General features: G+C 72.3%; 11 protein-coding genes. 8 read left to right on the plus strand and 3 right to left on the minus strand.

What is annotated here, in order from left to right:
• The first annotated feature begins 46 nt into the window (after window positions 1-46).
• From ACFQ2V_RS08415 to ACFQ2V_RS08450, 8 genes are all read left to right on the plus strand, one after another.
• Entirely contained in the window at window positions 47-862 is an 816-nt protein-coding gene (locus ACFQ2V_RS08415; RefSeq protein ID WP_386052222.1) for an SDR family oxidoreductase, read from the plus strand.
• The gene (fabG, locus tag ACFQ2V_RS08420; protein ID WP_386052223.1) at window positions 859-1626 is read left to right on the plus strand and encodes a 3-oxoacyl-ACP reductase FabG; all 768 of its coding nucleotides are present in this window, start codon (window positions 859-861) and stop codon (window positions 1624-1626) included. The genes ACFQ2V_RS08415 and fabG overlap by 4 nt, the downstream gene beginning before the upstream one ends.
• A 1-nt stretch (window position 1627) precedes the next feature.
• Window positions 1628-2692: a phosphotransferase family protein gene (locus ACFQ2V_RS08425; protein WP_386052224.1), complete on the plus strand. Its 1065-nt coding sequence runs from the start codon at window positions 1628-1630 to the stop codon at window positions 2690-2692.
• Between the two features lie 6 nt (window positions 2693-2698).
• The gene (locus ACFQ2V_RS08430) at window positions 2699-3913 is read left to right on the plus strand and encodes an acyl-CoA dehydrogenase family protein (RefSeq protein ID WP_386052225.1); all 1215 of its coding nucleotides are present in this window, start codon (window positions 2699-2701) and stop codon (window positions 3911-3913) included.
• On the plus strand, window positions 3913-5082 hold the full coding sequence (locus ACFQ2V_RS08435) for an acyl-CoA dehydrogenase family protein (RefSeq protein ID WP_386052226.1): 1170 nt from the start codon (window positions 3913-3915) through the stop codon (window positions 5080-5082). Before ACFQ2V_RS08430 ends, ACFQ2V_RS08435 begins: the two co-directional genes overlap by 1 nt.
• Window positions 5083-5119: 37 nt before the next feature.
• On the plus strand, window positions 5120-5533 hold the full coding sequence (locus tag ACFQ2V_RS08440; RefSeq protein WP_386052227.1) for a nitroreductase family deazaflavin-dependent oxidoreductase: 414 nt from the start codon (window positions 5120-5122) through the stop codon (window positions 5531-5533).
• 139 nt (window positions 5534-5672) lie between these two features.
• Window positions 5673-8159 carry a sensor histidine kinase gene (locus tag ACFQ2V_RS08445; protein WP_386052228.1) on the plus strand — a complete coding sequence of 829 codons (2487 nt, stop codon included), beginning with the start codon at window positions 5673-5675 and terminating at the stop codon, window positions 8157-8159.
• 81 nt (window positions 8160-8240) lie between these two features.
• On the plus strand, window positions 8241-10046 hold the full coding sequence (locus ACFQ2V_RS08450) for an ATP-binding protein (protein ID WP_386052229.1): 1806 nt from the start codon (window positions 8241-8243) through the stop codon (window positions 10044-10046).
• Between the two features lie 44 nt (window positions 10047-10090).
• Here the strand turns inward: ACFQ2V_RS08450 and ACFQ2V_RS08455 are convergent, their stop codons facing one another.
• The 3 genes from ACFQ2V_RS08455 to ACFQ2V_RS08465 form a co-directional block, all read right to left on the minus strand.
• The gene (locus tag ACFQ2V_RS08455; protein WP_386052230.1) at window positions 10091-10504 is read right to left on the minus strand and encodes a hypothetical protein; all 414 of its coding nucleotides are present in this window, start codon (window positions 10502-10504) and stop codon (window positions 10091-10093) included.
• Between the two features lie 137 nt (window positions 10505-10641).
• A complete protein-coding gene (locus ACFQ2V_RS08460) occupies window positions 10642-12285 on the minus strand; it encodes a CDP-alcohol phosphatidyltransferase (RefSeq protein WP_386052231.1) in 1644 nt (547 codons plus the stop codon).
• Complete coding sequence (locus ACFQ2V_RS08465) at window positions 12282-13076, minus strand: CDP-alcohol phosphatidyltransferase family protein (protein WP_386052232.1); 795 nt, start codon at window positions 13074-13076, stop codon at window positions 12282-12284. Before ACFQ2V_RS08465 ends, ACFQ2V_RS08460 begins: the two co-directional genes overlap by 4 nt.
• Between the last annotated feature and the right edge of the window lie 11 nt (window positions 13077-13087).

A 13087-nucleotide genomic window follows, 5' to 3' on the forward strand; every position in this document is an offset into this window, starting at 1 on the left:
GGAGTCGCCAAGGTAAGCAAGCGCTTAGTCCATCGCGAGGAGCAGCATGCCCGACACCGCCGTCGTCACCGGAGCCGCCCGGGGCATCGGCCGAGCCATCGCCACCCGCCTCGCGCGTGAGGGGTGGCAGGTCGTCGTCGCCGATCTCGACGCCGACGAGCTCGCCGCCGTGGCCGCCGAGACCGGCGCGCCCGCGGTCGCCGGCGACACGTCGACCGACGCCGGCGTACGCCATCTCGTCGACACGGCATACGGGCACCTCGGGCACCTCGACGTCTTCTTCGCCAACGCGGGCATCGGCACGCTCCAGGGGCTGGACGCCTCGGACGCCGAGTGGGCCCGAGCCCTCGAGACCAACGTGCTCGCCCACGTACGCGCCGCGCGGGTGCTCGTGCCGCGCTGGCTCGAGGCCGGCGGGGGTCGCCTCGTCGTGACCGCCTCTGCCGCTGGGCTGCTCACGATGCTCGGCGACGCGCCCTACTCCGTGAGCAAGCATGCGGCCGTGGCCTTCGCCGAGTGGTTGAGCGCGACCTACCGGCACCGCGGCATCGTCGTGCAGGCGATCTGCCCCCAGGGTGTGCAGACCAGGATGCTCGACCACTCCGGCGCCCTGCGCGACCTCCTCACCCGTGACGACGTCGTCAGCGCCGACGAGGTGGCCGACGCCGCCTGGCGTGCGCTGTCGGGTGACGCGTTCTACGTGCTGCCGCACCCCGAGGTGAGCGACTACCACGCCCAGCGCGCAGCCCACCCCGACGCCTGGCTCGCCGGCATGAACCGGCTCCAGCAGAAGCTCGACACGTACACCCCCGACAGCCCCACCGACCAGCCAGGCCACCACCAGCAGCAGGAGAACGCATGACCGACCAGACCAGCACCCAGCGCACCGCCATCGTCACGGGTGCCGCGCGCGGCATCGGCGCGGCCGTCGCCAGGCGACTCGCCACCGACGGCTTTGCCGTCGCGGTGCTCGACCTCGACGAATCCGCTTGTGCTGCCGTGGTATCCGAGATCGAGGCGGGGGGCGGCAAGGGTCTCGCGGTTGGCGTCGACGTCTCCGACGAGAAGGGCGTGCAGGCCGCCGTCGACCGCGTCGCCGCCGAGCTCGGTGCCCCGACGGTGCTCGTCAACAACGCGGGCATCATCCGCGACAACATGCTCTTCAAGATGACCGCCGACGACTGGGACGCCGTCATGAACGTCCACCTGCGCGGCTCCTTCCTCATGACCCGTGCCACCCAGAAGCACATGATCGACGCGAAGTGGGGCCGTATCGTCAACCTCAGCTCGACGTCCGCCCTCGGCAACCGGGGCCAGGCCAACTACTCCGCCGCGAAGGCGGGCCTCCAGGGCTTCACCAAGACACTGGCCATCGAGCTCGGCAAGTTCGGCGTCACCGCGAACGCCATCGCCCCGGGCTTCATCGCGACCGACATGACCCGCCAGACGGCCGAGCGCATGGGCATCACCTTCGAGCAGTTCCTCGAGGGGGCGGCCAAGGAGATCCCGGTCGGTCGCGTCGGCCAGCCCGAGGACATCGCGGCGACCGCGTCGTTCCTCGTGAGCGTGGGCGCCGGGTTCGTCTCGGGTCAGGTCGTCTACGTGGCCGGCGGCCCGAAGGACTGACGTGACCGACCCGGACCTGCACGCCCGCCCCGAGACACCCGACGCCGACCCGCCCGGGCTCGACCTCAGGCGGCTCGCCGCGTTCCTCGCCACCGAGGCGCCCGGACTGCTCACCGGGCCGTTGGCCGGGCGCGTCGTGGCGGGCGGCAAGTCCAACCTCACCTACGAGGTCGGCGACGGCAGCAGGAGCGTCATCGTGCGCCGCCCTCCGCTGGGCCACGTGCTGGCCACGGCGCACGACATGGGTCGCGAGCACCGGGTCATCACCGCCCTGCGCGACACCGCGGTCCCGGTCCCGACCACGTATGCGGTGTGCGCCGACCCCGACGTCATCGGGGCGCCGTTCTACGTCATGGAGCGCGTGGCGGGCACGCCCTACCGGTTCGCCACACAGCTCGCCCCGATCGGCCCCGATCGGGTGCGTGCGATCAGCGAGCGCATGGTCGACACGCTCGTCGCACTCCACTCCGTCGACCCGGAGTCGGTCGGGCTCGGCGACTTCGGCCGCCCCGAGGGCTTCCTCGAGCGACAGGTGCGCCGGTGGAAGCAACAGCTCGACGCGTCGCGCAGCCGCGCCCTGCCCGGAATCGACGAGCTGCACGAACGCCTTGCGGAATCGGTCCCGGCACAAGGTGATCCGGCGATCGTGCACGGCGACTTCCGGCTCGACAACCTGCTCGTCACCGACGCTGACGAGGTGTCCGCCGTGCTCGACTGGGAGATGGCCACGATCGGTGACCCGCTCACCGACGTCGCGCTGCTCGAGGCGTACCAGACGCTCCCGCTCATGATGGACAGCGTCGCCGTCTCCGACGTCTCGCGCACGCCGGGCTTCATCACGGGGCCCGAGCTGCGCCAGAGGTATGCCGCGGCGAGCGGTCGCGACCTCACGCACCTGTCGTTCCACCTCGGGCTCGCCTACTTCAAGCTCGCGGTGATCCTCGAGGGAATCCACTACCGCTACACCCAGGGGCAGACCGTCGGCTCGGGCTTCGCGCGCATCGGGGAGGCCACCGGGCCTCTCGTCGTCGCGGGGCTCAGGGCCGTCCACGCCGAGGAGGACTGAGCCACGATGGACTTCGGATTCGACGCCAGGACCGAGGAGCTGCGGCAGGAGCTGCTCGGCTTCATGGACGAGCGCATCGTGCCCTCCCTCAAGGTCTTCGACGAGCAGGTCGCCGCCCTCGACGACCGGTGGGCGTGGAGCACCGTGCCGGTGCTGCAGACCCTCAGGGCCGAGGCCCGCGACCTCGGCCTGTGGAACGTCTTCCTCCCGGGAGACCGAGGGGCGGGGCTCACCAACCTCCAGTACGCCCCGCTCGCCGAGATCACCGGGCGTTGCATCCGCCTCGCGCCCGCGGTGCTCAACTGCGCCGCGCCCGACACCGGCAACATGGAGGTGCTCGCCCAGTTCGGCACCGAGGACCAGCAGGCCGAGTGGCTGGACCCCTTGCTGCGGGGCGAGATCCGCTCCGCCTTCGCGATGACCGAGCCCGACGTCGCGAGCAGCGACGCCACCAACGTCGAGCTCTCGATCCGCCGTGACGGTGACGACTACGTCATCAACGGTCGCAAGTGGTGGATCACCGGTGCGATGAACCCCGAGTGCCGGATCCTCATCGTGATGGGCAAGACCGACCCGACGGCCGACCGGCACCGGCAGCAGTCGATGATCCTCGTCCCTCGCGACACACCGGGCCTCGAGGTCGTGCGCGGCATGGAGGTGTTCGGCTACGACGACCACGACCACGGCGGCCATGCCGAGCTGCGGTTCACCGATGTCCGTGTGCCCGCCTCGAACCTCGTCGGGGGAGAGGGTGACGGCTTCGCGATCGCCCAGGCGCGCCTCGGCCCCGGGCGGATCCACCACTGCATGCGCTCCATCGGCCTCGCCGAGGTCGCCATCGAGGCGATGTGCCGACGCGCGTCCGAGCGCGTGGCCTTCGGCCGCCCGATCGCCGAGCAGGGCGTCGTGCGCGACTGGATCGCCGAGTCGCGGGTGCGCGTCGAGCAGCTGCGTCTTCTCGTGCTCAAGACCGCCTGGCTCATGGACACCGTCGGCAACAAGGGTGCGCACACCGAGATCCAGGCGATCAAGATCGCCACGCCGAGGACGGTCGAGTGGATCCTCGACAAGGCGATCCAGACGCACGGCGCCGCCGGGCTCAGCCAGGACACCGACCTCGCCGCCGCCTTCGCCGGCATCCGCACCCTGCGCTTCGCCGACGGCCCCGACGAGGTGCACAAGAACGCTCTCGCCAAGGCCGAGCTGAGGAGGCACGCCTGATGGACTTCGACCTCAGCTCCGAGGAGCGCGAGATCCGAGACTGGGTGCGCACCTTCGTGCGCAAGGAGGTCATGCCGCTCGAGCAGCTGGTGCTCGAGCGGGAGCGGCGACACGAGCGCGGGATCACTGCGGATGAGCTGAAAGCCTTGCAGGACAAGGCGAAGGCATCGGGCTTCTTCGGCATCCAGACCCCCGAGAGCCACGGCGGCATGGGGCAGGGCGCGGTCGTCGCGGCTCTCATCGAGATCGAGCTGGGCCGGTCGTTCGTCCACTTCACGTTCGCCGGCGAGGCCGACAACATCCTCTTCAGCGCGACCGAGGAGCAGCAGCAGCGCTACCTCGAGCCGACGATCGAGGGCACGCGGAAGTCCTGCTTCGCGATCACCGAGCCCGGCGCCGGGTCCGACGCGCGAGCCATCCGCACGAGCGCCCGGCGCGAGGGCGACGAGTGGGTCATCAACGGCGAGAAGACGTTCATCACGGGTGGGCACGAGGCCGACTTCGTCATGGTCTTCGCCGTCACCGACAAGGAGAAGGGGGCCGACGGTGGCGTGACGTGCTTCCTCGTCGACCGCGACCGCGGCTGGGAGAGCCGGCCGATCGACACGATGGGCGAGTGGGGCCCCGCCGCCCTCGTGTTCGAGGACGTGCGCGTGCCCCACTCGGCGATCCTCGGCGAGGAGGGCAAGGGCTTCGAGCTCGCCATGCGATGGATCGGCAAGGGGCGCTACATGCTGCCGGCCCGCGCGCTCGGCGCCTGTGAGCGGCTCGTCGAGATGGGCATGGAGCACGCCCGCAACCGCGTCACGTTCGGCGAGCCCATCGCGCACCGGCAGGCGATCCAGTGGATGGTCGCCGACTCCGCCGTCGAGATCGAGGCGCTGCGCTGGCTCGTGCTCACCGCCGCCTGGCAGGTCGACAGGGGCCTCGACTCGCGGCAGTCGCAGTCGATGGCCAAGCTCTTCGGTGGCGTCAAGGCCAACGAGATCGTCGACCGTGTGCTCCAGATGCACGGCGGCATGGGCTACACGCGGGAGCTGCCGGTCGAGCGCTGGTACCGCGAGCTGCGGCTGCTGCGGATCTACGAGGGCACCGACGAGATCCAGCGCCGCACCATCGCCCGCAACCTGCTTCGGGGCCACGCGTCGGTGCGCGGGCACCTGGGCTGACCTTCCACCTGATCTCGCTCGCGCGCATGCTGGAGGCATGGCAGGCCCGCCCGCAAGTGCCAAGCAGTTCAACAAGGTGGCCGTGCGCCTCGCGGGGCACCGGTTCCTCCCGCTCTGGGCCGTGCTCCGGCACACCGGCCGCAAGAGTGGAAGGCCCTACCGGACCCCGGTCGCCGTGGTCGCGACGCAGACGACCTTCCTCATCGCGTTGCCGTGGGGCCGGGGCACCGACTGGGTTCGCAACGTGCGGCACGCGGGCGGGTGCACCATCCGCTGGAAGGGCCGGGACTTCATCTGCACCGACCCGGCGTTCGTGGGCAAGGACGTGGCCCTCGCGGCAGCCTCCGGCATGCTCCGTCGTGGCATCGAGCGGCAGGAGCTGCCCCACGGCTTCCTCCAGCTCACCCGCGTGCCGGCTCCGCAACGCTCGGCCATGCAGTCGGGGTGGTAAGGGCCTGCGACCACGACACGGCGCGATACGTCCCTTTTGTCGGATTGCGCGGGTGTCTGCGACAGAATGGGCCAATGAGGTCCGCGCAGATGGCAGGGGCACGCGGATCAGCGCGGCCGAGCCCGTCAGGGGCCGCCAGGTGACGTGGCGGGGAACGGCCCGCTGGAACTGGTGGGCCTGGGCCCTGCTCGCGCTGGTCGGCGTCTTCGTGCTCGGCGCCACCGCGGTGCGCTTCGCCCCGCCCGGGTCGACCGTGGCGGTCTGGTGGCCGGCGGCCGGGCTCGCGGTCTCGTTCCTGCTCGCGACCGGACGTGACCGACGCGCGTACCTCTTCCTGGTCGGCGTGCTCGTCTCCAGCGGGGCCGCCAACTACTACGGCGGGCGGCCCCCGCTCGTCGCGCTCTGCTTCGGAGTCGCGAACGCAGCCGAGGCCGCCGTCGTCCACGGCCTGCTCACCCGATCCGTACGCCGTCCCACGCTGGCCTCGATGGAGGACCTCTGGCGACTGCTCGCGGCCACCCTCGCGGGAGCCCTCGTGTTCGGGATCCTCGCCGGGCTCATCGTGCGCGTCGGTCTGGGTGGGCCCTTCCTCTCGACGGTGTCCGCCGTCACGGCGTCGCACGCCGCGGCGGTGCTCGTGCTGGCGCCCATCGGGCTGGCCGCGCGTGCCCGCCGGCCGCAGCCGCTCGGGGTCGAGGACCTCGTTCAGTGGGCCACCGTCGTGGGGGTGACCGTCTGGGTCTTCCACGCCGGTCAGCAGCTTCCCCTCGCCTTCCTGCCCATCCCGGTGCTCGTCTGGGGCGCGCTGCGACTCGGCCAGCGCACCGTGGCGGTGCAGCTGCTCGTCATCGGCGTGACCGCCGTCGTCATGACGAGTCTCGGGGGTGGCCCGTTCGCGGCCGCGGCCGTCACGGGGGGCATCCGCCCCGAGACGGTGGGCGCCCTCACCCAGGCCTTCCTCGCCACTGCAGCCGTCACCGCCCTCTCCCTGGCCGTCGCCTCGACCCAGCGCCGGAACGCCCTGGCCGAGCTGCGCGACGAGGCGGAGCTCAGCCGTGTCGTCCTCGACACCGCCGCGAGCGCCATCGTCGTCGTCGACTGCACCGGCACGGTCGCACGGCTCAACGCCACCGCTGCGCGGCTCATGGGCGACTCGGAGGAGGCCCTGGTGGGTCGGCTGGCTGCCGACGTCTTCCCCGTGGCCGACCGCGACCGGGTGGTGAGGACGATGGCCGGCATCGCCAGCGGCCAGGCCCCCCTCACCGAGGAGCACGACTGGCACGTCGAGGGCCTCGGTGTGCGCCGCCTCGTGTGGACCAACGCGTACCTCACGGACGACAGCGGCCGCCGCACCCACCTCGTCAAGACCGGCGCCGACGTGACGGACGAGCGAGCCGCCCGCACCTTCGTCGAGGCGGTGCTCGAGGCGGCGACGGCCACGGCCATCATCGGGATGGACCTCGACGGCGTCGTCACCCTGTTCAACCGCGGTGCCGAGAACGTCCTCGGCTGGCAGGCGACCGACGTGGTGGGTCGGCGCGACTGGCCCCTGCTCCATGACCCCGACGAGGTCGCACGTCGCGCGGCCGAGCTCGGGGTCGAGCCCGGCTTCGACGTCCTCGTGCACCTCGTCAGGGAAGGCGCGCCCGCCGAGACCCGCGACTGGACCTGCGTGCGCAAGGACGGCACGCGCCGCACGATGTCCCTCACCATGAGCGGCATCCGCGGCGCGGGCGGGCACCTCACCGGCTACCTCGCCGTCGCCGAGGACGTGACCCGCCGCAGGCAGGCCGAGGTCGCCCTCCAGGTCGCGCTCGGCCGCGAGCGCCAGGCCGTGGAGGAGCTGACCGCGCTCGACCGCACGAAGTCCGACTTCGTCTCGGCCGTCAGCCACGAGCTGCGTACGCCACTGGCCAGCGTGCTCGGCTACGTCGAGATGCTCGAGGACGGTGCGGCAGGTCCGTTGACCGATCGCCAGCTCGAGCTCGTCTCGCGCGTCGACCGCAACGGGCGGCGGCTGCTCTCGCTCATCGAGGACCTGCTCCTCAACTCCCGCATCGAGGCCGGTCGCCTGCAGCTCGACGTGCGACGCTGCGACCTCTCCGACGTCGTGGCGAGCGCGTGGACGTCGGTCAACACCGTGACGGCGCAGCGCGACCTCGTGCGTCGCGTGGACGTCGCGGAGCAACCGGTCTGGATCGAGGGCGACCCCGTGGCGCTCGAGCGCATGGTGACCAACCTGCTGTCCAATGCGGTCAAGTTCACGCCCGACGGGGGCCGGGTCAGCCTCGACCTGCAGCCCGACGAGCAGGAGCCGAACATGGTGCACCTGGTCGTCGCAGACTCCGGCATGGGCATCCCGGCCGCAGACCACGAACGGATCTTCGCGCGGTTCTTCCGCTCCAACGCCGCCAACGAGAGGGCGATCCAGGGCCCCGGGCTCGGCCTGTCGATCGTGCGGGCCATCGCCGAGGGCCACGGCGGCACCGTCCGGGTGGAGTCCGAGCCCGAGCACGGCGCCACCTTCATCGTGTCGCTGCCAAGGTCGGCTCCAGAGGTGAATTCGGACGGACCGGCCCTGTTGCGTGCGGGTGGGACATATCGTGACCAGAAGGATGATTCCTGACGAAGCGCGCCCGACGGACGGACGGGCCGAGATGAGAGCCGCACAGAAGCGGACACACGAGCGGAAGGCCAGGGGACCGGGGTGCGCGACGGCGTGACGTGGGAGGTGCGAGCGCTCGGGCGACTCACCGACCTGATGAACCGGGTCAGTGCGCAGGACGACCTGTCGAGCCTGTTCGAGATGGTCGTCGAGGGCGCGGCCGACGTCGTCGGCTTCAAGGTCGCCGCGATCAGCCTGGTCATCCCGTCGGGTGACGTCGAGGTCGTCGCCGTGGCAGGCGACGACGATGCGCGCACCGAGCTGATGGGGCGGCGTACTCCCCGGATCAACCTCGAGGCGGAGTTCGCGGTGGCCGAGCGGTGGGGCAGCCTGCGGTTCGTCCCCGCCGGGCACCTGCCCGCTGGCTCCGAGGACGGCTGGGTCGCCTCCGACTGGACGGCGCCGGCCGACGACCCCGATGCCTGGAGTCCCGAGGACACCCTCATCGCCCCGTTCTTCGACGCCGTCGGCAACCTCCTCGGCATCCTGTCGGTCGACCTGCCACTCAGCGGACGTCGCCCCGACGTGACCCAGCGCGCCGTCATCGAGCTCTTCGCGCACCAGACCGGCATCGCGATCTCGGCTGCGCGGCAGCGCAACGCGCTCTCCGAGCGGGTCCGGCTCGTCGAGGCTGTGCAGACGGTGGCGCGCATCGCGCAGGAGGACCTCGACCCGGCCAAGGTGCTCGACGTCGCCTCCGACCCGATCGCCGCCGGCCTCGCCACCGCAGGGCTCTGGATGCGGGTCTTCGCCGGTGAGAACGACGACGAGCGCGAGAGCGTCGCGGCCCGCAGCGGCGGCCCGGTGCGCACCCCCGTCTCGCTCGTCGCGATCGCCCGTGACATCGCGACCCGCCGGTGGCGTACGGGCGGGGTCGCCGTGGTCCAGAAGGACGGGAGCGGTGACCCCGACCTCATGTGGCGCGCCGGTGACCTCGCCGAGGTGCAGGTGTTCCTGCGCGACGCGCGGGCACGCTCGATCCTCGTCGCGCCGATCGGGTCCGGGACGGCCTGTTTCGGCTACATCGCCTGCACGCGCGGGCCCTCCGACCCCGAGTGGACGGAGGCCGAGGCGGCTGCCGCCCTCGAGATCGGCCGCGACCTCGGCCGGGCCATCCGCAACGCCCGCCTGTATGCCGCCGAACGCCGCGTCGCGGCCGAGCTGCGCGAGTCCGACCGCAGCAAGACCCAGCTGTTCTCGACGGTGTCGCACGAGCTGAAGAACCCGCTCGCCTCGATCGTCGGGCACGTCGAGCTGCTGCGGCAGGAGCCCGACAGCAACCCGGACTGGTCGCTGGGCGTCATCGAACGCAACACCCAGCGGCTGCAGCACCTCGTCGACGACCTGCTGACGCTGTCTCGCGTCAGCGACCCCGACCGGGCGCTGCCGGAGGCAGATGTCGACCTTGGGGTCGTGTCGCGCGACGTCGTCGACATGTTCCGCCCGCGGGCCGACCACCAGGACGTCACCCTCACCTTCGACCTCGAGCCCGAGCTGCCGCTCGTGCGCGGCAGCGCCGGCGACCTCGAGCGCGTCGTGCAGAACCTCGTGAGCAACGCCGTGAAGTTCACGCCGCGGGGTGGTTCGGTGGCGGTGTCGGTCGCGAGCCGACGCGACCGTGTCGTGCTCGAGTGCGCCGACGACGGTCTCGGCATCTCGCCGGAGGACCAGGCGAGCCTGTTCACCGAGTTCTTCCGCGGCACCAACCCCGACAGCCTCAAGGTGCCCGGAACCGGGCTGGGTCTCAGCATCGCCCAGCGGGTGGTGACGCGGCACGGTGGCCGCATCCACGTCGACTCCGAGCTCGGGCGCGGCACGAGCGTCCGGCTGCTGCTGCCTGCCGTCTGACGCGCGCGAGACCGCCCGGACCGCACCGACGGCGGCCGACGGCGTCAGGACGCGTGGCGACCGCGCGTCGTCGCCCGGGTTGTCGCCTGGGTCGGGGCCATGCCGGTGGCGAACGCCCGGGCCCGTAGCAACAGGGTGGCGCCCACGACGATGCAGACGATCTCGGAGGCGGCCGCGGTGAAGACGGCGACGCCCTTCCACTCCGTGTGGACGCCGAGCAGACCCACCGTCGAGGCGATGATGAACGCGCCGAGCGTCGCTGCGCCGAAGCCGAGCGTGAGGAACGCCGGGATCCAGCTGTCCCAGCGCACCAGCAGGATGGCGATGACCACACCCGCCACCACGTTGACCAGGAACATCGGCCCGACGGACTGGTTGCGCACGCCGTCGAACCACAGGTAGCCGTGCACGGCGGCGGAGACGATCAACGCCACGGCGCCGAGGATGCGGAGTCTCATCAGGTCACTCCCGTCGTCAGAGCCACCCGCGGCGTCCGGTTGGCGCCGTGGTGTCGGACTCGCACACGGAGACGACCAGTGGGAGGCGACGGTTCACCAGAGCCCCGCGCCGCCCCGCCCTTCAGCCGCCCCGCGCTTCAGCCGCCGCCCGGGCCGTAGGCCGTGAGGAACCGGTCGCGGAAGCGGTCCATCGGCCAGACGGGCGCGTTCGTCGCCGGCCGCAGCCCGTCCTGCCACCCCCAGGTGCGGATGCGCTCGAGGACGGCCTTGTCGCGGGTGACGATGCTGACGGGGACGTCGTGGCTCGCGTTCTCGCCGGACACGACGCTGACGGGCTGGTGGTCGCCGAGCACGACCACCACGAGGTCGCGGTCCTTCGTCCCCGTCAGGAACGACACGACGCTGTCGAGGGAGTACGCGACGGTCTGTCCGTATGCCGTCCGGATCCGGTCGGTGCTGCGCCACACGACGTCGCGCGTGGGTGCCTTCCCGGCGTCGGCGAGGAAGACCGAGCCGTCGCCGAGGGCGGACCAGTCGACGAGGCGCGGCAGGGGTGCCCACGGCACGTGGCTGGTGACCAGGTCGACCTCGGCCATGAGCGGTGGCCGGTCGCTGGGGGCGAGCTCGAGCCGGTCGAAGGCCGACAGCGTGTACTGGTCGGGCATCGGCGCGTAGCCGTAGCCGGGTCCGGCGTAGCCGAGGGTGCGGGCGTCGTAGACGCGGTCGTAGCCGTAGAAGGCCCTGCCCTCGGGCCAGTCGCGGTGGTTGGCGGGCACCACGTCCACGGTGCGCCAGCCGGCCTGCGAGAAGGCCCGGGCGAGGGTGAGGCGCCGCGTGTCAAGCAGCTGGTCGTAGCGCTGCTGGCTGCTCACCCAGAGCCCGGACTGGAGGGTCGAGTGGGCGAGCCAGCTGATGCCGCCGAAGGTCGGCGACGTGAGCCACGCGCTGCGCGTCGACCACCCGCCCGTCCGTAGGCTGCTCGTGCCGGTGGACAGGGCCCGAGCGACGTCGGGGCTCTGCTCGACCGCCACCCTCCCGTAGCTCTCGACGAAGACGACGACGACGTCCTTGCCGCGCAGGGCGGTGAGGAGCCGGTCGGGCCGGGTGTCGGCGAAGGCGTCGACCGGGATCTGGGTGGCGAAGGCAGCGCGGTCGGCGGCCGCGTCGCGGACCGTCGTCACCTCGTGGGCGGTGAGGGCGGCGGTGGTCGCCGACGCGACGGGCAGGTCGGGGCCGACGCTGACGCCGAGCGGGGCACAGACGGCCCACGCGACCGCCCCGGCGAGCACGGCCCGCCAGGCTGCGGTGCGGTGGCGACCGACGAGCCGACCGACGCGGAGGACGGCCCACGGAGTGACGACGAGCAGGCCGAGCAGCAGCAGCCCGGCCGCTGTCACGACGAACACCGCAGCCGTCGACCCCAACGAGTCGCCGACGAGGTCGTGCGCCGACCCGACGTAGCGCCAGTCGGTGAGCGCGTTGAACTGCCGGTAGAGGGCGGCTACGAAGACGGCGTCGAGCACCCGGATGGCGAGCATGGCGCCGAGGACGACGCCGACGACGAGGGCCAGCCACCGCCGTACGCCCCCGCGGAGCACGAGAAGGGCCGCGACGAGCACGACGCCCTCGAGCGGGATCCGCAGGAGGGCGAGGGGTGTGGTGCTCCAGCCGATGGCGGGGACGGGAGCCACGAGCGCGACCCAGAGCACCACCAGGGCGAGCGCGGTGGCGACGTGCCCGGCGGCCCGACGCGTACGGGCGCGTGGACCGGTGACGGTCACCGGACCGCCCGGGCCACGGTCGGGTCGAGCGGGACCGGGTGGGGAACGGGCGCGCCGACGCCGGCGACGCCGGCGACGCCGCCGACGCCACGCGCGGCCTGCCGACGGAGCGCGACCACCTCGGTGCCGAACGAGACGAGCAGCAGCCCGAGCCCGGCTGCGACGACGGCCGTCACCACCGGTGCGGCGAGCACGTCCGCGGCGGCCAGGGTCAGGGCGATCCCCTGGTACGCCGCCACCGCCTTGCGCCAGCGACGCGCAGGCACCTGCCCGCGCAGCCACGGCGCCCACCGTCCCGCCACGCCGACCGCGAGGAGGACGTAGCGGGCAGCGCCGATGCCGAGCACCCACCACCCGAGGTCCCGCGCGACCTGCACGCTGAGCACGAGGATGAGGAAGGCGTCGGTCTCCATGTCGAAACGGGCGCCCATGGGGCTGGCCGTTCGGGTGCGGCGCGCGACCCAGCCGTCGACCGCGTCGAGCACCAACGCGACCGCCGAGACGGCGACCAGCACGGCAAGGCCGGTCGGACGGCCGGCGGTGTCGGCCACGAGCGCAGCCACACCGCAGGCGAGGACGGCCCTGGTGAGCGTGACGCGGTCGGCGGGCAGCAGCGAGTGCCGTGCGAGGCGCAGGAGGCCGTAGGCCAGGGCGGCCGCGAGGACGACGCCGCTCGCGAGACCGGCCAGCCACCCTCGCGGACCCAGCCCGACGACGTCGTGCAGCCCGGTGAGCAGGCCCAGCACGCCGACGAACCCGATGGCCGGGCTGGGGGGGATCAGCTGACGCACGCGCCTCCACC

Source organism: Terrabacter terrigena (genome assembly GCF_042676085.1).
Taxonomy (GTDB): Bacteria; Actinomycetota; Actinomycetes; order Actinomycetales; family Dermatophilaceae; genus Terrabacter; species Terrabacter terrigena.